The organism is Bartonella rattimassiliensis 15908 (assembly GCF_000278215.1).
GTDB lineage: Bacteria > Pseudomonadota > Alphaproteobacteria > Rhizobiales > Rhizobiaceae > Bartonella > Bartonella rattimassiliensis.
In genome coordinates this window covers 218255-239225 of the sequence record NZ_JH725065.1, presented here as the reverse complement: position 1 = coordinate 239225, position 20971 = coordinate 218255, and the positions used below count along the sequence as shown (strand labels likewise).

The 20971-nt window shown below is 37.0% G+C and carries 20 protein-coding genes; 13 read left to right on the top strand and 7 right to left on the bottom strand.

Translation table 11 applies throughout. The features are described 5' to 3' along the window. Positions 1 to 87: 87 nt before the first annotated feature. From lptF to rsmA, 6 genes are all read left to right on the top strand, one after another. Positions 88 to 1278, top strand: a complete 1191-nt coding sequence (gene lptF / locus MCY_RS03945) for an LPS export ABC transporter permease LptF (protein ID WP_007347080.1) — start codon at positions 88 to 90, stop codon at positions 1276 to 1278. Next, complete coding sequence (lptG, locus tag MCY_RS03940) at positions 1275 to 2366, top strand: LPS export ABC transporter permease LptG (RefSeq protein ID WP_007347079.1); 1092 nt, start codon at positions 1275 to 1277, stop codon at positions 2364 to 2366. Before lptF ends, lptG begins: the two co-directional genes overlap by 4 nt. Then, entirely contained in the window at positions 2367 to 4718 is a 2352-nt protein-coding gene (locus tag MCY_RS03935) for an LPS-assembly protein LptD (RefSeq protein ID WP_007347078.1), read from the top strand. Positions 4719 to 4834: 116 nt separating this feature from the next. Then, a complete protein-coding gene (locus MCY_RS03930) occupies positions 4835 to 5785 on the top strand; it encodes a SurA N-terminal domain-containing protein (protein WP_026088003.1) in 951 nt (316 codons plus the stop codon). Continuing rightward, positions 5785 to 6798: a 4-hydroxythreonine-4-phosphate dehydrogenase PdxA gene (gene pdxA, locus MCY_RS03925; protein ID WP_007347076.1), complete on the top strand. Its 1014-nt coding sequence runs from the start codon at positions 5785 to 5787 to the stop codon at positions 6796 to 6798. The genes MCY_RS03930 and pdxA overlap by 1 nt, the downstream gene beginning before the upstream one ends. Next, a complete protein-coding gene (gene rsmA, locus MCY_RS03920) occupies positions 6789 to 7619 on the top strand; it encodes a 16S rRNA (adenine(1518)-N(6)/adenine(1519)-N(6))-dimethyltransferase RsmA (RefSeq protein WP_007347075.1) in 831 nt (276 codons plus the stop codon). Before pdxA ends, rsmA begins: the two co-directional genes overlap by 10 nt. Before the next feature lie 29 nt (positions 7620 to 7648). On the opposite strand, the gene gmk is transcribed toward rsmA, so the two are convergent. From gmk to MCY_RS03885, 7 genes are all read right to left on the bottom strand, one after another. Then, complete coding sequence (gene gmk / locus MCY_RS03915) at positions 7649 to 8326, bottom strand: guanylate kinase (protein ID WP_007347074.1); 678 nt, start codon at positions 8324 to 8326, stop codon at positions 7649 to 7651. Between the two features lie 298 nt (positions 8327 to 8624). Beyond that, on the bottom strand, positions 8625 to 9656 hold the full coding sequence (gene mltG / locus MCY_RS03910; protein WP_007347073.1) for an endolytic transglycosylase MltG: 1032 nt from the start codon (positions 9654 to 9656) through the stop codon (positions 8625 to 8627). 174 nt (positions 9657 to 9830) lie between these two features. Continuing rightward, positions 9831 to 11093: a beta-ketoacyl-ACP synthase II gene (gene fabF / locus MCY_RS03905; protein ID WP_007347072.1), complete on the bottom strand. Its 1263-nt coding sequence runs from the start codon at positions 11091 to 11093 to the stop codon at positions 9831 to 9833. Positions 11094 to 11193: 100 nt separating this feature from the next. Further along, entirely contained in the window at positions 11194 to 11430 is a 237-nt protein-coding gene (locus MCY_RS03900) for an acyl carrier protein (RefSeq protein ID WP_007347071.1), read from the bottom strand. Between the two features lie 262 nt (positions 11431 to 11692). Then, on the bottom strand, positions 11693 to 12430 hold the full coding sequence (fabG, locus tag MCY_RS03895) for a 3-oxoacyl-[acyl-carrier-protein] reductase (protein WP_007347070.1): 738 nt from the start codon (positions 12428 to 12430) through the stop codon (positions 11693 to 11695). 19 nt (positions 12431 to 12449) lie between these two features. Then, the gene (gene fabD / locus MCY_RS03890) at positions 12450 to 13394 is read right to left on the bottom strand and encodes an ACP S-malonyltransferase (protein ID WP_007347069.1); all 945 of its coding nucleotides are present in this window, start codon (positions 13392 to 13394) and stop codon (positions 12450 to 12452) included. 76 nt (positions 13395 to 13470) lie between these two features. Further along, positions 13471 to 14058, bottom strand: coding sequence for an undecaprenyl-diphosphatase (locus MCY_RS03885; protein WP_007347068.1), 588 nt, complete (start codon positions 14056 to 14058; stop codon positions 13471 to 13473). A 355-nt stretch (positions 14059 to 14413) separates the two neighbouring features. On the opposite strand from MCY_RS03885, the gene rpsF reads away from it, so the two are divergent. From rpsF to MCY_RS03845, 7 genes are all read left to right on the top strand, one after another. Next, positions 14414 to 14824, top strand: a complete 411-nt coding sequence (rpsF, locus tag MCY_RS03875; RefSeq protein WP_007347067.1) for a 30S ribosomal protein S6 — start codon at positions 14414 to 14416, stop codon at positions 14822 to 14824. Next, complete coding sequence (rpsR, locus tag MCY_RS03870) at positions 14821 to 15069, top strand: 30S ribosomal protein S18 (protein ID WP_007347066.1); 249 nt, start codon at positions 14821 to 14823, stop codon at positions 15067 to 15069. The genes rpsF and rpsR overlap by 4 nt, the downstream gene beginning before the upstream one ends. Positions 15070 to 15220: 151 nt before the next feature. After that, positions 15221 to 16201 (top strand): hypothetical protein, encoded by a 981-nt coding sequence (locus MCY_RS03865; RefSeq protein WP_007347065.1) that lies wholly within the window; start codon positions 15221 to 15223, stop codon positions 16199 to 16201. 25 nt (positions 16202 to 16226) lie between these two features. Then, positions 16227 to 16823 carry a 50S ribosomal protein L9 gene (gene rplI, locus MCY_RS03860; RefSeq protein WP_007347064.1) on the top strand — a complete coding sequence of 199 codons (597 nt, stop codon included), beginning with the start codon at positions 16227 to 16229 and terminating at the stop codon, positions 16821 to 16823. A gap of 581 nt (positions 16824 to 17404) precedes the next feature. Then, positions 17405 to 18892: a replicative DNA helicase gene (locus tag MCY_RS03855; RefSeq protein ID WP_007347063.1), complete on the top strand. Its 1488-nt coding sequence runs from the start codon at positions 17405 to 17407 to the stop codon at positions 18890 to 18892. Between the two features lie 6 nt (positions 18893 to 18898). Next, entirely contained in the window at positions 18899 to 20296 is a 1398-nt protein-coding gene (gene radA, locus MCY_RS03850; RefSeq protein ID WP_007347062.1) for a DNA repair protein RadA, read from the top strand. Between the two features lie 120 nt (positions 20297 to 20416). Continuing rightward, positions 20417 to 20959: a CvpA family protein gene (locus MCY_RS03845; RefSeq protein ID WP_007347061.1), complete on the top strand. Its 543-nt coding sequence runs from the start codon at positions 20417 to 20419 to the stop codon at positions 20957 to 20959. The last annotated feature ends 12 nt before the right edge of the window (positions 20960 to 20971 follow it).

The following is a 20971-nucleotide window of genomic DNA, read 5'->3' as shown; positions in this document are numbered from 1 at the left end:
TTTTTTAAAATTTTATTACATTTTAACTGAAAGCAATATAAAATATTTGCTGTCTAATTTTAAAGACTGAGAATATTCCCCAATTATATGTATATTATTGAGTTCTATATCCTGAAACGCGTCTTTTTTTTATTTAGTTCTGTCATGATTGCGGCAGTGGGCATTAGTTGGACGGTACAGATTCTTGCAAAGATAAACTTCCTCACAACAAGTAAACAAACACTCCTTACTGTTTTACAATTTTCACTTTCATTGGTTCCTTCTGTTATTTTTCTTGTCATTCCATTTGCATTAGTGATCGCAATTATCACCATTCTTTCAGCAATGAATCAAGACTCAGAACTTGCTGTCATCAATGCTTCTGGTTTTCCTAAAAGTACCGTTTGGAAACCTATTCTTCTGCTTGCGATTGTTGCATCATGTATCTCATTTTCTATAGCTAACTTTGTTGTTCCTCAAGCGCGTCTTCACATGCGACACATGCTAGCAAGCGCCCATTTCGATCTTATTAATCTTTTCATCAGTGAAGGGAGCTTTCAAAAACTCGCCAATAACCTTTATATAGAAATTGGCGAACGAAATCCAAACGGAATCCTTGAACGTCTTTTCATTGTCGACCAGCGGGACCCTAAGACTGATCTTTTCTATTATGCAACAAAAGCATCCATTGTAAGCAATCAAAACGGTCGCTTTTTAATCCTTAATAACGGTGAAATAGAAAGAGTTAATCATCAAAATAACAGCGTTTCAATCGTTCAATTTAGCTCATATACCTTTAGCTTAGAGCAGTTTATCCCCAGTGATAAAACACCTATACTTTATCCAAAAGATCGGTCTCTTTCTTATTTACAAAATCCTGATCCCACAGATCCCTACTATCAACGAAAACCTCTCCAATATAAAGCCGAATTTCACCGCAGACTAACACAATGGCTCTACCCAATCGTTTTTTCACTTATTGCATTAGCAGCGGTAGGAAATGTATGCTCACATCGGCAAGCACGTCATTCCGCAAATTTCTCGGCTATTGCCCTTTCTTCGCTGGTGTATTGGATAGGGTATTTTTTCGCCGAAAAAGCCAAAAACGATCTTGCATACGTTCCGCTCCTTTACATCACGCCCATAGGAACAAGTATATTTGCCTTTTTTATGCTTTTAACGAATCACAAAATTGGCCTCCCCACAAAAATTAATGAGGTTATTCAAATCGTTTTTCAAAAAATAATGAACAAATTTGAACATAAAAAATCTCAAGATTTTCCGGATGAAATATCATGATTGGGTGGACACTTGGACGATATTTTTTTATACGTTACCTTAAAACAACTTGTTATTTCTGGGGGAGCATTTTTGTTCTTGCTCTTTTAATTGATTTTACAGAAAATTCCGGTAGGCTATCATCCGTTCCGCATTATACAGCAAAAGATGCATTTCTTCTCTCTGTTTTACGTATTCCTTTTATCATGCAACAACTTATCCCTTTTATTGCACTCTTTTCTGCAATGACAACGCTTATCTCACTTAACAAAAAACTTGAGCTTGTAGTGACTCGTTCAATCGGTGTCTCTGCATGGCAATTTCTTACGCCAGCTTGTTTAGGAGCCTTACTTTTGGGATTATTGTCAATTCTTCTCATTAATCCACTTGCTGCATGGGGATTTTCTCAAGCAGAAAAAATGATGACTGAATGGCGCAATAATAATGTGCTAACACCTCTTCAGAATACACGTATTCACTGGTTAACACAGCGTACAAATTTAGGCAGAACAACCATTGGTGCTAAATTAATCACCGATCAAGGACTTTCTCTTATCGATACAACTTTTGTACAATATAAGGACGATGCAACCGTCAAAAACTGGATTAACGCTCCAAAAGCAACATTAACCAATGGTGCTTGGCTATTAACAAATGGAACAATCTATAAAATAGGGCATCCTCCTGAAAAATTTACCGTATTGCAAATAAAAACCAATCTAAAACCTGAATTTTTAACGGAACGTCTAACGAATCCAGCAACTATCTCATTTTATCAATTACCCAAAAAGATTATGATTGCACGTTCATTTGGCTATTCGGCTAATAATTTTGATATGTATTTACAATCTTTGATCGCATTACCAGCATTGCTTGTGGCAATGACTCTCATTGCAGCAACTGTATCTTTAAATTTTACGCGTTCTGGACAATCTAAAACATTAATTCTTGGTGGCGTAATAGCTGGATTCATACTTTATGTTATTTTCGTACTCGTTCAAGCTTTTGGTAATGCTGGCTATATTCCACCAATTATTGCAGCTTGGACACCTGTTGTTATTGCATTATTCTTGGGAATCTTTTTTTTACTTCATAAAGAGGATAGCTAAGTGAAGGCCTTAACACATAAAAAAACCATTTTAACAAAATTAAGTGCTATCGCTTTTAAAAGTGTTATAGGGATTATTTTAGGGAGTTATTTGCCTTATTGTGCACACGCTCAAAGCTTTAGATCCCCTTCTCACAATTACATTCAAAATCAGGAACATCCTCTTTTGCTTTCTGCGGATGAACTCATCTATAACCGTGATGAAAATACTATTTCTGCACAAGGTAATGTTCAAATCGACTATGATGGCAATAAAGTTATCGCTCAAAAAATTATTTACAATCAAAAAACAGGACGACTTATAGCACAAGGTAACGTTGAAATTACTCAAAAAGATGGTAATAAAATTTATTCCAATCAAATTGATATGACTAAAGATCTTGGCGAGGGGTTTGTAAATGCCTTACGTATTGATACAGCCAATAACGTTCACTTTGCAGCCCAAAATGCTACACGCAAAAATAATCACATAACAGTTTTTGAAAATGCAACCTATACAGCCTGCGAACCTTGCTCTTATAAACCAGATAGAGACGTTTTGTGGAGAATCAAAGCAAGAAAAATCATATGGAATAATAGTATCAAAAAAATTCGATTTGAAAATAGCAGTTTTGAAATTTTTGGGGTACCAATTATAAAATTTCCAAATTTTGAGCTCTATGATCCAACTATTAGGCGTGCTAGCGGCCTACTTACTCCTCATTTTTTTTATACTGATTATCTCGGTATGGGAATAAAGAATTCTTATTTCTGGAATCTCACCCCCCATTATGATTTCACGCTTTCTACTACGGTTTATACCCAACAAGGATTTTTAACCGAAGGGGAATGGCGTCAACGTTTTAAAACGGGCCGTTATAACATTCGCTTTGCTCATATATATCAAATGAAACCGCATAGATTTGAGAATGATACGATTGATGGACAACATAAAAACCGTTATATGCTGGCGACAAAGGGAGACTTTCGTATTAATTCACACTGGACTTATGGATGGGATATTCTTGCACAATCCGATCGTCATTTTAGTCGTGTCTATAAACTTGAAAACTATAGCAATCCTATACAGCTTTCTCAGATTTATCTGAATGGTTTTGCAGGAAAAAACCATTTTGATATGCGTTTTTATCATTTTAAAGTTCAAGATCCGATACTGAATGATCCTCTTTATGAACGTCACTCTCAGCAAGCGTGGGTTCTACCGCGCATCGATTATTTTTTCACACCAAATACCCCCATTTATAATGGAGAGCTTACCTTCCACAGTAATATGCAATCAATTTATCGTCCTCATGCTGACTTCAATTCTATAGAATGGGACGGAAATCATCTAGTAAGACTTTCTGGTATGACTGGAAATAGTTTGCGTTTAACAAACGAGCTTCTATGGAAAAAGCGTTTCAACACGCAGAATGGACTCATCTTAACTCCCCTTCTCTCTTTACGAGCCGATGTCATTACAACTAATGTACGCGAAAATCATGATGATTCTACTATAGAAAGCAATATATTATCCAAAATTCGTGGTTCAGCAATTCGTGGCATGGCAACAGCAGGATTAGAATTACGTTATCCCTTTCTCATTACAGCCGTTCATTCTACCCATATTATAGAACCAACCGCACAAATTTTTATACGCAACAATGAACAATATATCGGACAAGTTCCTAATGAAGATGCTCAAAGCTTTGTATTTGATGCAACCACTCTCTTTCAAAGAGATAAATTTTCTGGTTATGATCGTGTAGAAGGTGGTACAAGAACCAATATAGGCTTAAGGTATTCTGGAAACTTTAATGATAATTGGTCTCTTTATGGTCTTATTGGACAATCCTTTCATCTAGCAGGAAAGAATTCTTTTGCAGAAAAAGACTTTATGAATGTAGGTATTCATTCTAGCCTCGAAGCAAAACGTTCAGACTATGTTGCAATGTTCGGAGCAATCCATAAAAATGGTTTTTCCTTAGAAACTCGTGGACGCTTTGACAAAAAAACAGGAAAAGTCCGCCGTAGTGAAATCGAAGCATCACAAAAATGGAAAGTTTTTTGGGCATCTGTACAATATGCTTATATCGCGAGCCAACCATCTTATGAATATCCCAAAGAACGCCAAGAAATTTCTTTTCAAACAGGCCTTAAACTGGCAGACTATTGGTCCATTAATAGCAACGCCGGTTATGATTTAGTATCTGGTACATTTATAAAGCGAGGAATTAGCTTGAATTATACAGATGAGTGTTTTGGGCTAACATTTGGTTATCAACAAGTAACAAATCCAGGAAGAAAAACACCTTTACAAAACTTTAATTTCTCTCTTTCATTGCGTACAATTGCAGATATTGGAAAAAAATAGATTCAAATTTATAAAGAGAATGTATAAGCGATTTAACTTATCGTTGTTTTTATGAAAGAAAAGGTATATTCTAAGCTATTGGTGAGAATTAATAAACAATGCGAAAGCCTATTTACATGAATAAATTGAAAAAGCGCGTTCTTGTTTTATTTTATATTACGTTTTTGTGCGTAAGCAGTTTGCTAATAAATGAACTTTTGATTCCGGCGGTCTTTGCACAGACTACTATTGTTGTTACAGTTAATGGCCATCCTATCACAAGTTATGATATGCAAAGGCGCATTGCTTTTCTTAGACTGCAACAAAAGCAAGGCAATTTGGCGGCACAAGCTAAAAAAGAGCTTATCGATGAAAAACTGAGAAATATTGAAATAAAACATCGTAATATTGAAGTAAGCAATGATGAAGTCGATAGAGCTTTTGAAAACTTTGCTACACAAAATAATATGACGATTGAGCTGCTCAACCAGATTCTGATCCAAAATGATATCACTGTGCAACACTTTAAAGATTACATTCGTGGACAAATAGGATGGGGACGTCTTGTTCACGCGCGCTATCAAGCTCAGATTAGTATGATTACTGAGCAGGAAGCTGTACGTAGAATATTAAAAAATGGTGGTGTTAAACCTTCAACTAACGAATATACATTACAGCGAATTATTTTTGTTATTCCTGCACATCGTCGTGCAGAAATCCTTGAAAGACGTCAAAGAGAAGCAAGAGATTTTCGCGCACATTTCCGTGGATGTGCCAATGCTCACAATCAAGCAAAAGGTATTTTAGACGTTACTATCCGTAACTTAGGAAAATTTTTGGAGCCCCAACTTCCCAGTGCATGGGAACAAGCTATTCTTGCAACACCTGCTGGAAAAATGACAAAATTACAAGAGACATCTGATGGAATTGAAGCAATTGCTGTTTGCAAAATAAAAAGGATCTCTGATGATTATGTCGCGCGGTTGATATTCTCTCTTCAAGATAATCAAAAAAGAAGCCCGGAAAAACTTGAAGAATTAAGTGAAAAATATTTAGAAGAACTGCGACGTATAGCACGTATTCAATAATGACTGCTCTTGTTGTTAGCGGTGGTGATCCTGCCGGAATTGGTCCTGAAATAGTACTAAAAACGTGGAATTTGCGTATTACGCGTCAAATTCCACCTTTTGTGTTGCTCGCTGATCCAGATGTTATTCGTTCGCGTGCTCGCTTTTTACAAATCGATGTTGAGGTGGAACCTGTTTTAATCAATAATCCCATAAAAAACTTTCAAAATGCACTTCCTATCATACCGTTAAAAAACAAACAAAGTGATCAATTAGGTATCCCTTCATCGGATAATGCTGCTGGAATCATTGAAGCGATTAAACGCTGTGTTCAATTTATTCAAAGTGGCGAGGCATATGCACTTATCACTTGTCCTATTGCAAAAAAGAATCTTTATGATGCCGGTTTTCAATTTCCAGGTCATACAGAATTTTTAGCTGATTTGGCACATAAAGCTTTTCATAAATCTTATCATCCAGTTATGATGTTAGCAGGACCTCAATTAAAAACAGTACCAATTACTGTTCATATTCCATTCAAAGATGTTCCTTCACAGCTTACCCATCATTTAATCACTCAAACGGCATTCATTACTGAGTGTGACTTAAAAACACGATTTAAAATAACATCACCCCGACTAGCTATTGCTGGTCTTAATCCTCATGCTGGAGAAGGAGGAGCAATGGGAAAAGAAGATATTGAAGTTATCACTCCCGCTATTGAATATCTTAAAAAGAAAGGACTCAATATTATAGGCCCGATTCCTGCCGATACAATGTTCCATGAATGTGCAAGAAAAACGTATGATGTTGCTCTTTGTATGTATCATGATCAAGCCCTTATCCCTGTTAAAACATTAGGCTTTGATACCAGTGTTAATGTCACATTAGGTCTACCTTTTATTCGTACATCTCCAGATCATGGAACTGCTTTTGATATTGCTGCTAAAGGCATAGCTTCTCCTGAAAGCTTTATTGCCGCTCTTAAACTTGCAAATAAACTTGCAACAAATAGTTTAAACCCATGCCAATAGATAATCTTCCTCCTCTGCGTGAGGTCATTGATATATACGGATTACAAGCACATAAATCTTTGGGACAAAATTTTCTTTTTGATCTTAATTTGACATCTAAAATTGCTCATCAAGCAGGAAATATAGAAGGAAAACCTGTTATTGAAATTGGTCCAGGTCCTGGAGCTCTTACTCGTGCCTTGCTGGCAAAGGGTGCCATTGTAACAGCAATAGAACGCGATGAACGCTGTATACCAGCTCTTCTAGAAATAGAAAAACACTATCCTCAAAAACTAAAACTTATTTGTAATGATGCTCTGAAGCAAGATTTTTCAAAACTCTTTAAAACAAGTCCAGAAAAACCTCGCATTATTGCAAATCTTCCCTATAATATTGGAACACAACTCTTATTAAATTGGCTTTTGGCTGAACCATGGCCTCCTTTTTATGAATCAATGACATTAATGTTTCAACGTGAAGTTGCCAAACGGATTACGGCCAAACCTCAGTCTGCTCACTATGGACGTCTTAGTGTCTTAACTGGCTGGCGTACCACTGCTAAAATTGCTTTTGATGTGCCTCCTCAAGCCTTCATACCAGCGCCTAAAGTAACTTCTTCCGTTGTTCATATTATTCCACGAACACAACCTATTACCTGCTCTGCACAAAAACTAAGCCTTGTTACAAAAACTGCTTTTGGACAAAGAAGGAAAATGCTTCGTCAAAACCTTAAACCACTTGGAGGTGAAGTGTTGTTAAAAAAAGCCGGAATTGATGGAACACGCCGTGCTGAAACACTCTCAGTTGCCGAATTTGTAAATTTAGCGCATCTAGTACTCTAAAAAATACACTTTTTATTATACAAACTTTTTTAATAAAGGCGTTTATCAATCTTTTCAGCAATAAGTCCATCAACAAAAGAGCTAAGAAAAGAACAGCGCTCACGTTTTACGGTTTCAGCTAAATAAATTGACTTAATAAAGGACAAAGATTGATCTAAATCTTCATTAACCATAACATAATCATAAGAACACCAATGCTTTAACTCCGTTCGTGCATTTTCCAATCGTAAATTGATAATATCTTGACTATCTTCTGCACGACGATATAAACGCGAAACAAGCTCTTTCATTGATGGTGGAAGAATAAAAACAGATACTGTGTCGTCTCGCATCTTTTTTTGAAGCTGCTCAGTTCCTTGATAATCAATATCAAATAACATATCATGCCCAGCACTCAAAGCATTTTCAACAGTTTCACGTAAAGTGCCATAATAATTACCGTGAACTTCTGCCCATTCAATAAATTCACCTCTATCACGCTTATATTCAAATTCTTCCTTTGAAATAAAGTGATAATGGAGTCCATCTACTTCACTAGGACGCCTCTTTCTTGTGGTTACACTGACGGAAAGCTCTAATTGTCTATCTTTTAGAAGTAATCGAGAAATTGTTGATTTACCTGCACCTGAAGGTGAAGAAAGAATAAATAAAAAACCACGACGTTGATTTGTTTTTATAGAACTCAATTTACTTTCAAACACTGTCATCATACCACTCTACTTTATTCATAAATTTTTCTTCAAAATTTAAATAATACATTATCTCAATCTTGCCCTTTATTAATTTTCTTTAGCAGCTTTCAAGATTATCCTGCTCTTCCGTTGAGATAACTTATCAACAGTATATTGACTTTTTTCTTAAATATTTTTTATCCATACGCTAATCCCACTTGGAACATATAAGAAAATTATTTTTTACAGTTCCTCATAAATATTTAAATAGAAAAATCTTGTTCTATTTTGAGTTATTATTTTATAATGTAAAAGGATGCGTTATCATTATAAATTAATGTTTTGCCTTGAACTCTCGCCATTTTCGAACATTCATATTATGTTCCTCTAAGGTTCGGGAAAAAACATGCCCTCCTGAACCATCAGCAACAAAATAAAGTGCATCACTGCTCGGTGGATGTGCCACCGCTTTCAAAGAATCTCGACCTGGATTTGCAATAGCTGTTGGTGGCAGACCATTAATTTTATAAGTATTATATGGTGTTTCCTTCTCAAGATCTGAACGGTAAATTGCACGCCCTGGTGGCTTTCCTTTCCCTCCAAAGAGACCATAAATTACCGTTGGATCCGATTGAAGACGCATATGCCTTGCTAGACGATTATAAAATACCGCAGCAACCATTGGCCTCTCTACTGGAATTCCTGTTTCTTTCTCAACAATTGAGGCTAGTATAACGAATTCATCAATTGTTTTAATGGGTAAATCAGGTGAACGTGTAGCCCATATAGCGTGAATTAATTTTTTCTGTCCTTCACGCAATCTATTTACAATTTCTTTACGCGTCGTTCCCCGAATAAAACGAACAGTATCCGTCATCAAGCAGCCCTCTGGAGGCAAATTCTCGGGAAGGTCTCCAATTAAAATTTCATTTGCCGCTAATCGATCAAAAACTTGCTGAACAGTTAAACCTTCTGGTACTGTAAACGTATATTCAATGGATTTTCCCTTCACAAGAATGTCCATAATATCCTGCATCGAAGCATGTGCTGGAATTAAATATTCACCAGCTTTCAGATGATTCGTTTTTTGGTGATAACCAACCCCATAAACAAAAATGTCTGATGATCGAATGAAACCACGTTTTTCTAGCAATAAAGCAATTTCACGAATTCCTGTACCTGGGTGAATAAGAATAACTTGTTCTTCTGTAATTTTTCCCTTTTCTTCAAAAATACTTTTTCCAATGTAAAGAGGAATACTGATGCCGCAAAGAATAATCACCATCAGCATGAGAAAAAAATGACCGACAATAACCAACGGGTTACGTACAATAGATGATTTTTTTCGCTTTTTATGTGTCAACATGCTATAATTATCCGCTAAGTGCTTCGAAAAGCAATTACCTACGTTCTTTAGTGATTTTCCATTTTTAACATCGGATGTAAATCCTCAATAGCAATGAAGTACAATATTATAATTTCTCATTCATCTTATAATAAAGATGAAAATTCAAAAGCAAAAATTAAATGAAAATACCTATTATCCTCTAAAACGCCGCATTACCAAAGATGCATTGGTCCCACCAAATCCAAAAGAATTAGAAAGAACTGTATCAATCTTTCGCTCACGTGGTTTGTGTGGGACAAGATCAATTTTTGTTTCAATCGATGGATTATCAAGATTAAGTGTCGCTGGAGCTATATTATCTCGTATGGCTAAAACACAAAAAATAGCCTCAGCAGCACCGGCAGCACCAAGCAAATGCCCGATAGATGATTTTGTTGATGACATAGAAACTTGTTGTGCATAATTTCCCAAAACACGCTCAACAGCAGCTAGCTCTATGGAATCAGCCATCGTTGAAGTACCATGAGCATTAATATAATCAAGTCCACTCACATCCACTTGTGCACGCTTAAGGGCAGCCATCATACTACGCTGCCCACCTTCACCACTTTCTGAAGGCGCTGTAATATGGTAAGCATCACCAGATAAACCATAGCCAATAACCTCAGCATAAATACGTGCTCCTCGTTTTTTGGCATGTTCCAGCTCTTCTAAAATAACAACCGCCGCTCCTTCTCCCATCACAAAACCATCACGATCAATATCATAAGGACGCGATGCTCGTTCAGGATCCTCATTGCGACAAGTAGAAAGAGCTCTACAAGCAGAAAAACCCGCAAGAGATATACGATTTATCGGAGATTCTGTCCCCCCTGCCACCATTACATCTGCATCACCCAACATAATCAAACGTGCTGCATCACCAATTGCATGCGCTCCTGTCGAACAAGCCGTTACAACCGAATGATTGGGTCCCCGTAAACCATATTGAATAGACACGTAACCAGAAGCAAGATTAATCAAACGACCCGGAATAAAAAAAGGAGAAATACGACGTGGACCTTTATCACGAAGCGTATATCCAGCTTCAACAATGCCCTCAATCCCCCCAATTCCCGAACCAATTAATACCCCTGTACAAATCTGATCTTCATCGCTCTGAGGAAACCATTCAGCATCTGAAAGCGCTTGGTTAGCAGCAGCCATTGCATAAACAATAAATGAATCCACCTTACGCTGCTCTTTAGGCTCCATATACAAATCAGCATTATAGGTACCATCTGTTCCATCTCCCAAGGGGATACGCGCAGCAATCTGACATGGCAAATCTGATACATCAAATTCAGTAATACGCCGAACACCACTTCTCCCTTCAAGAAGCCGTTTCCAACTATATTCAACATTACCAGCTAATGGAGATACCAACCCTAAACCAGTAACAACAACACGTCTCATAACTTCTAACCTTGAACTAGAATCCAACTGTCAAGCCCCCTTTTCAAAAGAGCCCCCGAAGGACACAGGCAAAAACAATTTATGCCTTTGCCCTTAGTAATCATTCAGAAGCTTTATCAATGAACTTGACTGCATCACCAACTGTGAAAATCGTTTCAGCAACTTCATCTGGAATTTCGACACCAAATTCTTCTTCAAAAGCCATAACGAGTTCAACCGTATCAAGACTATCAGCCCCTAAATCATCGATAAAGCTCGCATTTTCTACAACTTTATCAGTACTAACCCCAAGATGTTCCACAATAATTTTCTTAACGCGCTCTACTGTATCACTCATGTTAAAATCCTCGAATTTATATTTTTCCTATAATTTGGTTAACTATATCGGCTTATCTAATCAAGCAATAGATGCATTACTTTAAAAGATTTTAGCAATGATTTAAAACATCCTGTGGATATCCCCTACAAAATGAACCAGTCTGACATTCCGACATCAATTGATCAACGATCATCTTTAAAAAACAGATGAATTTTTCCATTTCAATCGTTACTATCTAAAATAATACAGTTTATAAATCAATGTGGAATAAAGAAAATACTCAAATCATTACCATTCCACCGTTGATATGGAGTGTTTGGCCTGTCATATATGCTGCTTCATCACTCGCTAAATAAACAGCCGCAGTGGCTATTTCTCGCCCATTCCCCATACGCTTCATTGGAATTGCAGTCATAATTTTTTCTTTTTGCTTTTCGTTAAGCTTATCTGTCATTGCAGATTTAATAAATCCTGGAGCAATACAATTGACAGTAATGTTTCGGGAAGCAATTTCTTGTGCTAATGCTTTAGAAAAACCTATCAAACCTGCTTTTGAAGCACAATAATTCGTTTGTCCAGGATTTCCCACAACACCAACAACAGATGTAATATTAATAATTCTTCCATAACGACGGCGCATCATAGAATGTATTAATTCACGGGTTAAAAGAGAAGCAGCTGTTAAGTTAACTTCTAAAACATCATTCCAGTCTTTATCTTGCATACGCACAAAAAGACCGTCTCGTGTGACTCCCGCATTGTTAACCAAAATATCGACACCACTCATTTCTCTTTCTGCAACTTCAGCCAATTGTTTAATTGATTGGCGTTCAGAAAGGTTAGCGGGAAATACAAAAGCATTCTTTCCTAATTCCGCTGACACTTCTTTAAGCTTGTCTTCACGTGTTCCATGCAGTCCAACAATGGCTCCTTGTTCATGGAAACAACGTGCAATTTCCTCACCAATTCCTCCTGATGCCCCCGTTATAAGAGCTTTACGTCCTGTTAATTTAAACATTTTTTAAACTCCTTATAGATTAAACGCTAAGCGTCCCTAACGCTGATTCTATTTCATCAACCGTTCCAATTGTTATCCCCTTTATATCCTTGTTAATACGACGCGTTAAACCTGTTAATACTTTTCCAGAACCAACCTCAAAAAGCGTATCAATCCCACTAGCACCGAACCATTCTATTGTTTCACGCCATCGTACTCTCCCCGTCACTTGTTGAACAAGAAGAGTAGCAATACGCTCTGGATCACTTTCTGGTGCCACAGAAACATTGGCAATTAAAGGAATAATAGGCGCCTTTTTGTTAACAGTCAAAAGTGCTTTCTTCATGGCATCAGCAGCAGGCTGCATTAAAGACGAATGAAAAGGTGCAGAAACCGGAAGCAGAAATGCACGTTTTGCACCTTTTGTTGATGCAATCTCTACCGCCATCTCCACCGCTTTTACTTCGCCTGAAATAACAATTTGCCCACCACCATTATCATTGGCAACTTGACATAGCCCTTCGCTAAAAACAGTTTCGCAAATTTCTTCCACAACTTGCTCTTCCAAACCGATAAGTGCTGCCATAGCCCCTTCACCAACCGCAACAGCAGCCTGCATGGCATTGCCACGAATACGCAAAAGCCTTGCCGTATCTATGAGACTAAATGTACCAACAGCACAAAGAGCTGAATATTCACCTAAAGAATGACCAGCAACAAACCTTACTTTTTTTTCTATATGAAGCCCTAATTGCTCCATCACACGAATGACAGCCATAGATACAGCCATTAATGCTGGTTGTGCATTGGCTGTTAACGTTAAAACATCTGCTGGTCCTTCAAAAATGATTTCTGATAATTTCTCACCCAAAGCATCATCAACTTCTTCGAAAACCATCCGCGCCGCAATAAATTGCTCTGCAAGCGCCTTCCCCATACCAACAAGTTGGCTCCCCTGCCCTGGAAAAATAAAAGCTGCACCCATTAATCGACTCCTAAATTGTGCAATTAAATTATTTTCTTTTGACCTTATTCATCTACACAAATCAAGATAAAGTCCTTTATTTAGAATGAATATCTCTTTTAAAATTATACTTTAAAGGCGGAATTTTATATAAAAACTTAGGAAAATAGGGAGCGATAAACTGAATAACACTCAGACTTATAAAACTTCCTAAAATGATACCTGCCACAATATCAAAGGGATAATGTACACCCACAAAGACCCGTGCCCAACAAATCAAGAATAAAAACACCACGGAAAACTTAAAAGCAACTTTGTATCGGTAAAAATAAAAGTTAGCTGTATAAGATGCAATGGTCAAGGCATGATTACTCGGAAAAGAAGCTGTTGCACGATGTTTAATCAGCGGTGTTGCTAAACCTACAACGAATGGGCGCGGATGAAAATAAAAAAGAGAAATAAGATAACCTATAAAAAGAGCAACACAAATGCTTATGCAAATGCTTAACACGACACAGCGCTCCCTCTCTCTACCGCAAAACCATAATGCACAAAGATGGAGAGGAATAATGTAAATTAAAAACTTTGCACAAAAAATACTAAATAAAACTAAAATAGACCAAGATTGATGACTGCCAACAAATATTTCAAAGAGTGTAACATCAACCTGATTTAAAAAATCCATTCTTCTCTCCCATTATCGTATTACAGAGCCATCTCTATCGTATTACAGAGCCATCTCTTCGTCAAAGAAGGAAATATATCAAGATTTAATAAATCAATTTTTTTATGTGCGTAAACTTGCTATTTTAAAAGATAACCTGTAAATGTGAAACGCTCATTGCCGGCACTTTAGCTGGAGGTTGAACGGAGGGCTGTAAAATATCAGTAGGGAATACAATGTTTCCGGCCTCCCGTGTCTCTGCTCTGAGATGTCTCGAATTGCAAACGCGTCCTTTCTTATTTGGATTTCCCAAAAAGACAAGTCGCAGAGGCTTTGCGCTAAAACCGGTGATATTTAATTGAAGAAAGGCAAAACAATGGTTCTCTATGAACATATGTTCCTTGCCCGACAAGATATTGCACCACAGCAAGTTGATGAACTTTTGAGTCTTTACAAAGGTGTTATTGAAGCGCATGGTGGAAAAGTTGGGCGTGTGGAAAATTGGGGACTTCGTCCTCTTGCGTACCGTATTCGTAAAAACCGTAAGGCTTATTATGTATTAGTCAATATTGACGCACCACCTCCTGCAATTGCTGAAATGGAGCGTCAAATGCGTATCAATGAGGATATTTTGCGTTACATGACCATTCGTGTAGAAAAACACGAAAAAGAAAAATCTGCGATGCTCTCACACCTTGATCGCAATGGTCACACTGGTCACGATGGAGAGCGCCCTCGTCTCCCACGTCGTCAACGTGAAAATGCTATAGAAGGGGTAGAATTATGAACGATACTAATCAAAACTCTGCACGTCGCCCCTTTCATCGTCGTCGCAAAACATGTCCTTTTTCAGGAGCAAATGCTCCAAAAATTGATTATAAAGATATTAAGTTGTTACAGCGTTATATTTCCGAACGTGGAAAGATTGTTCCTTCACGGATTACTGCTGTTAGTCAGAAAAAACAGCGTGAATTAGCTAGCGCTATCAAACGTGCTCGTTTTTTGGGATTACTTCCATACGTTATAAAGTAAACTATCAATACGCTATGCAACTGGAGAGATTCTCCAGTTGCTCTTCTTGTGTGATTCAGAGAAATAGCTTATTGTGTATTGTTTAAGCTATTAAATATCAAAGTTGAGGTATTGACATGCCTCTAACTGCAAAAAAGCAGGACAGCACTCCATGAAAAAAAATCGTACTTATGAGATATTAACCGGTATATTGGCGGGATTGTTTGCTGTCGTGATAGGAATGGCGATCATCAGCGCTGCAAATATCGCATCTTATTTTTCTCTTCTTCTTGGTTGCTTTCTTTCATTGCCAATTTTTATTGTTGCGTTCAGTCAAGGAACACTTGCTAGCTTTATTGCCTTAATAAGCGCTGCTGTTATTCTTTCCATAACCGTTAATATCTATATTGCGCTTGGTTTTATGCTGTTGTCTTTTCTTCCTGCTGTTTATGCCTCTTGGCTTCTTGGGCTTGCACGACCAGCGCAAAAAGAAAACACACTGATATGGTACCCATTATCAGCTGTTATCTTTCGTTTAACCAACTTTATTGCTCTCATAGTAACCTTCATTGGACTCTATATAAAATCCCGTCCAGACACCACTCTTACTGCAAAAAAAATTACTGAAAATATAGTACAGACTTTGCAACAATCACAGTCATTAAAAGAAGCTAATATACTTGCTGTTAGTGAGTTTTTAATGGCAAATGCTGCAACTTTAGCATCTATCGCTCTAACAATTTATAGTTTGATTTTTCTTATTGGTAATCTTTATTTTTCAATGATAACAGCTCAATATATGAAATGGTTAAAAAGACCTCGAGATGATTGGAGCAAAACTTTTCGCCTTCCGATTTCTGGAATTGTTATTTTTATTATTGTTTCCATTGCATCAATGATTGAATTAAGTGCTTCTCTTAATTTGGGTACATGTGTTTTTAGCTCTGCCTATATTATCATTATAGCAATTAGCGGTTTAGCATATCTTCACAATATTACAAAAGGGATAAACGGTCGGATTATTATACTTTCTCTTGTTTATATTGCTATTTTAACTGTTGTTTTTTCTCCACCTATCTCTTTCATGATACTTTTGATGGGTATTTGGGCTTCTATTCAATACAATTTTCAATCACACAAAAAACTTCACTAAATTTATTTGTTCGAAAGGAAAAACTATGGATATTATTCTACTTGAGCGCATTCCTCGTCTTGGTCAGATGGGTGATATTGTCTCAGTTAAAGATGGTTATGCACGTAATTTTCTCTTGCCTCAAGGTAAAGCTTTACGCGCAAATGAAGCTAATAAAAAACATTTTGAGATACAGCGTGCACAACTTGAAGCACGCAATCTTGAACGCAAAAGCGAGGCACAAAAAATTGCTGAAAAACTTGATGGCCAATCATTTATTGTTGTTCGTTCTGCTGGTGAAACAGGACAACTTTATGGATCTGTGTCAACGCGTGATATTTCTGAAATCATCACAGATGAAGGCTTTTCTATTGGGAAAAGTCAAATTGAACTTAACCATCCAATAAAAATGATTGGTCTTCATACCATCACTCTTAGCTTACATCCTGAAGTTCAAATTTCTGTGGTTATTAATGTTGCACGTTCCACCAGTGAAGCACAACGTCAAGCAGAAGGTGAAACTCTTACTTCTGCTGAAGAAATATATAATATTCAAGAAGAAATGTTAGAGGAAAGTCAGGAAAAATTATTGGTAGAGGAAACTAATGACAACGATATAAACAGTACTAATCAAAAATCTTGATTGCTATTTTTGTTCTCTGTTTTATATTTTTACTCTATTTGAATATTGGTCATAAAATACTCGCTTCTTAAAACTGGGTATTTTATGACTACATACGTAAAGAATCTAATATTTATGAAGGAATTACAAATATATTATATAAAAGCATTGCATGCCCCAAATGATAATATTTAAGCAGAGAGAATACTTGTTATTTTACCTCAAGAAACAAAAATAATTTAAAGTTCTACCCTTTAAAGATAAAATTTGCATGAGCAGCAAATTGATTATGTTCTTACATTATTTGAAATAATTTCAATTATAAAAAACAATTCTACTTACATCAATATTGAAGTTGCGTAACTACAAAACACTTAAATTTAGAGTTACAAAACTATCACTTTAAAAATCATAATTATAAAAATAAAATTTAAGAAATAGATATTATTAATTCACTAATGGTAAATTGGGCAATTAAAAGAGAGTTTTTTAGAATTTTATGATTTTAACTTAAAATAAAAGCTTTAACTCTATTCTTTTCATATATGGCTTTTAATTTATCGTTTTAAATAGATAGATTTGGATTTTGATGGAAAAATATTATGGAAGAAGGCGTTGTTAATGTCAGCTCTTCAAAAAAAGAAGTTTCCCCTTCTTTTCGACAGCTTCCACATAATATTGAAGCTGAACAAGCATTGCTTGGTGCCATCTTTATTAACAATGATTCTCTCGATCGCGTTTCAGATTTTCTAAAACCAGAACATTTTTTTGAACTATTGCATCAAAAAATTTATGACGTTTTATCTCATCTTATTAAAAAAGGAAAACTTGTAGATCCAGTTACAATAAAGCCTTATCTCCAAATGGAAGAAAAAATTGGAGATATTACCGTATACCAATATGTTGTTCGCTTAGCCAAAGAGGCAGTCACCATTCTTAATGCTGAAGATTATGGACGCGTTATTTATGACCTTTTTATCCGTCGTTCTTTGATCAAAATTGGAACTCAAGTTGTCAACACAGCCTTTGATGCTCCCGTAGAGCTTACACCCACCCAACAAATTGAAACTGTTGAAAATCAGTTATTTGAGCTAGCAGAAAAAGGGAAATACGGAGGCGGATTTGAAAACTTTAATGAAGCTGTCAAAAAAGCACTTGATATGGCAAGTGCTGCGAAAAAGCGCTCTTCACAATTATCAGGGATAGCTACCCATATTAAAACACTTGATGAAAAAATGGGAGGATTACAAGCATCTGACTTAATTATCCTTGCAGGACGCCCTGGTATGGGAAAAACATCACTTGCAACTAATATTGCCTTTAATATTGCTAATGCTTACAACCGTAATGTCAATATTCAAGAAAATGAAGGCGGCATTGTAGGATTCTTCTCACTTGAAATGTCCTCGGAACAACTTGCAACACGTATTATTTCTGAACAAACAGAAGTGTCTTCTTCTGATATTCGACGTGGTAATATTTCAGATGAACAGTTTTCAAGAATTATTCGTGCGGTGAACCAGCTACAAAAGGCACCGCTTTATATTGATCAAACTGGGGGAATATCAATTACGCAACTGGCGGCCCGTGCCCGACGTCTTAAGCGACAACATGGTTTGGATATTTTAATTATCGATTATATCCAACTCATGACAAGTGGCTCAAAGCGTTCATCTGAAAATCGTGTTCAAGAGATTACAGAAATTACGACGGGACTCAAAGCCTTAGCTAAAGAATTGAATATTCCTATTATTGCTTTGTCACAACTTTCACGTCAAGTCGAAAACAGAACAGATAAACGTCCACAACTCTCTGATCTGCGTGAATCTGGCTCTATCGAGCAAGATGCCGATATTGTTCTGTTTGTTTATCGCGAAGAATATTATCTCAAAAATGAAGAGCCTAAGCTGGGAAGCCCTGAACATACAAAATGGCAAGAAATAATGAACAAAGCTTTTGGAAAAGCCGATGTTATTGTTGCAAAACAACGTCATGGTCCAACAGGAACTGTGCAACTTGCTTTTCAATCTGATTTTACACGCTTTAGCGATCTGGCTGATAGCAATTATCTTCCAGAGCAAATTGGTTAAACCACTATGGCACGTGATCGTATTCAATTTATCTGTCAAAATTGTGGAACTATCTACTCCCGTTGGGCAGGGAAATGTAGTGCCTGTAGAGAGTGGAATTCTCTTGTTGAAGAAAATATAAATGGTGGCATAGGAAGTGCTCCTAAGCAGAATACGCGTAAAGGACGCATCGTCGCCCTTACATCTCTTTCTGGAGATATCCAAGATGCTCCGCGTATTCATTCTGGTATTGCTGAACTTGATCGTGTTACCGGTGGAGGCTTTGTCCGTGGATCAGCACTCCTCGTTGGTGGTGACCCAGGTATTGGAAAATCAACCTTACTAACACAAACAGCTGCGGCCTTATCGCGCAAAGGACATAATATTATCTATGTCTCAGGTGAAGAAGCTATTGCACAAATTTGTTTGCGTGCGCAAAGGCTTGGAGCTCATAATACAGAAGTGAAACTTGCTGCTGAAACCAATGTTGAGGATATTCTTGCAACCTTAAGCGAGCATAAAAAGCTTGATATGGTGGTTATCGATTCAATTCAAACCTTATGGTCAGATACAGCAGATTCAGCACCAGGCACTGTCACACAAGTCCGTATTGGTGCTCAAGCTATGATACGCTTTGCCAAGAAAACAGGAGCTGCTGTTGTTCTTGTTGGTCATGTTACAAAAGATGGGCAAATTGCTGGTCCCCGGGTTGTTGAACATATGGTTGATGGCGTCCTCTATTTTGAGGGTGAAGGAGGGCATCATTATCGCATTCTTAGAACTGTAAAAAATCGCTTCGGGCCAACAGATGAAATTGGTGTCTTTGAAATGTCCGATAAAGGTTTACAGGAAGTGATTAATCCATCTGAACTTTTTTTGGGTGAAAGAAATGAAAAAGCACCAGGCGCCGCTGTTTTCGCGGGTATGGAAGGAACACGTCCAATATTAGTAGAAATTCAAGCGCTTGTTGCTCCCTCTTCCCTTGGAACACCACGACGTGCAGTTGTCGGATGGGATGGAAATCGTCTTTCTATGATTCTTGCCGTTTTAGAAGCCCATTGTGGTATTCGTTTTGGACAGCATGATGTCTATCTAAACGTAGCAGGTGGGTATCGTATATCAGAACCCGCTGCTGATTTAGCTGTTGCCGCTGCTTTGATATCCTCTCTTGCTAATATTCCTTTGCCAAAGGATTATGTATATTTTGGTGAAGTCAGTCTTTCAGGAGCTACCCGCGCTGTTGCGCATTCAGCACAACGCATCAATGAAGCAAAAAAACTTGGTTTTCAGGGAGCATTTCACCCCTCGACCACAACTCAAATGATGAGGTCGCCCAATTTTCAGCAAAAAACTTTCTCCGCTCTTCCCGAACTCGTTGCTACTCTTACCGCAAGTAAAAAATGGCATACATCACAGGAAGGATAATATAGAAAAAAACATATAAAATACAAAATACCTTTGCTATAAGAACAAAAAATGGCATAACAAAAATATACTTGCCTACTGACTTAAAAGAAAACAACTTTATGTAGAAGGAACAAACAAATGATCATAACAATCCTTGATGGAATTGTCGTAGTAATCATCCTGTTGTCCGCTTTTCTTGCTATGCTTCGAGGATTTTCACGTGAAGTATTGTCGTTGATTTCTTGGGCGGTTGCAGCTGTTACGACACTGTTTTTATTCAAACCTGTCTTACCTTTCTTTGAACAATATCTCTCTAATAAAATGATTGCATTGATCACAACATTGATCACAATTTTTATTATTGTCCTTATTATTACTTCAATTATTACAATGAAAATTTCCGATTTTATTATTGATAGTCGAATTGGTATCCTTGATCGTACTATTGGTTTTATTTTTGGAGCACTTCGTGGTTTACTTATCATGGTTATCGGTATATTGCTAATTAATGCACTCATTACGCCTGAACACCAAGCAAACTGGTTAAAAAATGCAAAAACAAAACCTATTTTAGATTCACTGGGGCAAAAAGTTTGGGAATTACTCCCAAAAGATATTGGATTTGTTCTCGAAAAAGCAGAAAATTTGTTTAAAGATAAGGATAAACATACACATAAATAACGCTCTCATAAA

What these genes read in the sequence shown, in the direction of transcription:
- lptF (WP_007347080.1), top strand. Translation starts at nt 88, where the DNA reads ATGTATATTATTGAGTTCTATATCCTGAAACGCGTCTTTTTTTTATTT.
- lptG (WP_007347079.1), top strand. Translation starts at nt 1,275, where the DNA reads ATGATTGGGTGGACACTTGGACGATATTTTTTTATACGTTACCTTAAA.
- MCY_RS03930 (WP_026088003.1), top strand. Translation starts at nt 4,835, where the DNA reads ATGAATAAATTGAAAAAGCGCGTTCTTGTTTTATTTTATATTACGTTT.
- pdxA (WP_007347076.1), top strand. Translation starts at nt 5,785, where the DNA reads ATGACTGCTCTTGTTGTTAGCGGTGGTGATCCTGCCGGAATTGGTCCT.
- rsmA (WP_007347075.1), top strand. Translation starts at nt 6,789, where the DNA reads ATGCCAATAGATAATCTTCCTCCTCTGCGTGAGGTCATTGATATATAC.
- gmk (WP_007347074.1), bottom strand. Translation starts at nt 8,326, where the DNA reads ATGACAGTGTTTGAAAGTAAATTGAGTTCTATAAAAACAAATCAACGT.
- mltG (WP_007347073.1), bottom strand. Translation starts at nt 9,656, where the DNA reads ATGTTGACACATAAAAAGCGAAAAAAATCATCTATTGTACGTAACCCG.
- fabF (WP_007347072.1), bottom strand. Translation starts at nt 11,093, where the DNA reads ATGAGACGTGTTGTTGTTACTGGTTTAGGGTTGGTATCTCCATTAGCT.
- MCY_RS03900 (WP_007347071.1), bottom strand. Translation starts at nt 11,430, where the DNA reads ATGAGTGATACAGTAGAGCGCGTTAAGAAAATTATTGTGGAACATCTT.
- fabG (WP_007347070.1), bottom strand. Translation starts at nt 12,430, where the DNA reads ATGTTTAAATTAACAGGACGTAAAGCTCTTATAACGGGGGCATCAGGA.
- fabD (WP_007347069.1), bottom strand. Translation starts at nt 13,394, where the DNA reads ATGGGTGCAGCTTTTATTTTTCCAGGGCAGGGGAGCCAACTTGTTGGT.
- MCY_RS03885 (WP_007347068.1), bottom strand. Translation starts at nt 14,058, where the DNA reads ATGGATTTTTTAAATCAGGTTGATGTTACACTCTTTGAAATATTTGTT.
- rpsF (WP_007347067.1), top strand. Translation starts at nt 14,414, where the DNA reads ATGGTTCTCTATGAACATATGTTCCTTGCCCGACAAGATATTGCACCA.
- rpsR (WP_007347066.1), top strand. Translation starts at nt 14,821, where the DNA reads ATGAACGATACTAATCAAAACTCTGCACGTCGCCCCTTTCATCGTCGT.
- MCY_RS03865 (WP_007347065.1), top strand. Translation starts at nt 15,221, where the DNA reads ATGAAAAAAAATCGTACTTATGAGATATTAACCGGTATATTGGCGGGA.
- rplI (WP_007347064.1), top strand. Translation starts at nt 16,227, where the DNA reads ATGGATATTATTCTACTTGAGCGCATTCCTCGTCTTGGTCAGATGGGT.
- MCY_RS03855 (WP_007347063.1), top strand. Translation starts at nt 17,405, where the DNA reads ATGGAAGAAGGCGTTGTTAATGTCAGCTCTTCAAAAAAAGAAGTTTCC.
- radA (WP_007347062.1), top strand. Translation starts at nt 18,899, where the DNA reads ATGGCACGTGATCGTATTCAATTTATCTGTCAAAATTGTGGAACTATC.
- MCY_RS03845 (WP_007347061.1), top strand. Translation starts at nt 20,417, where the DNA reads ATGATCATAACAATCCTTGATGGAATTGTCGTAGTAATCATCCTGTTG.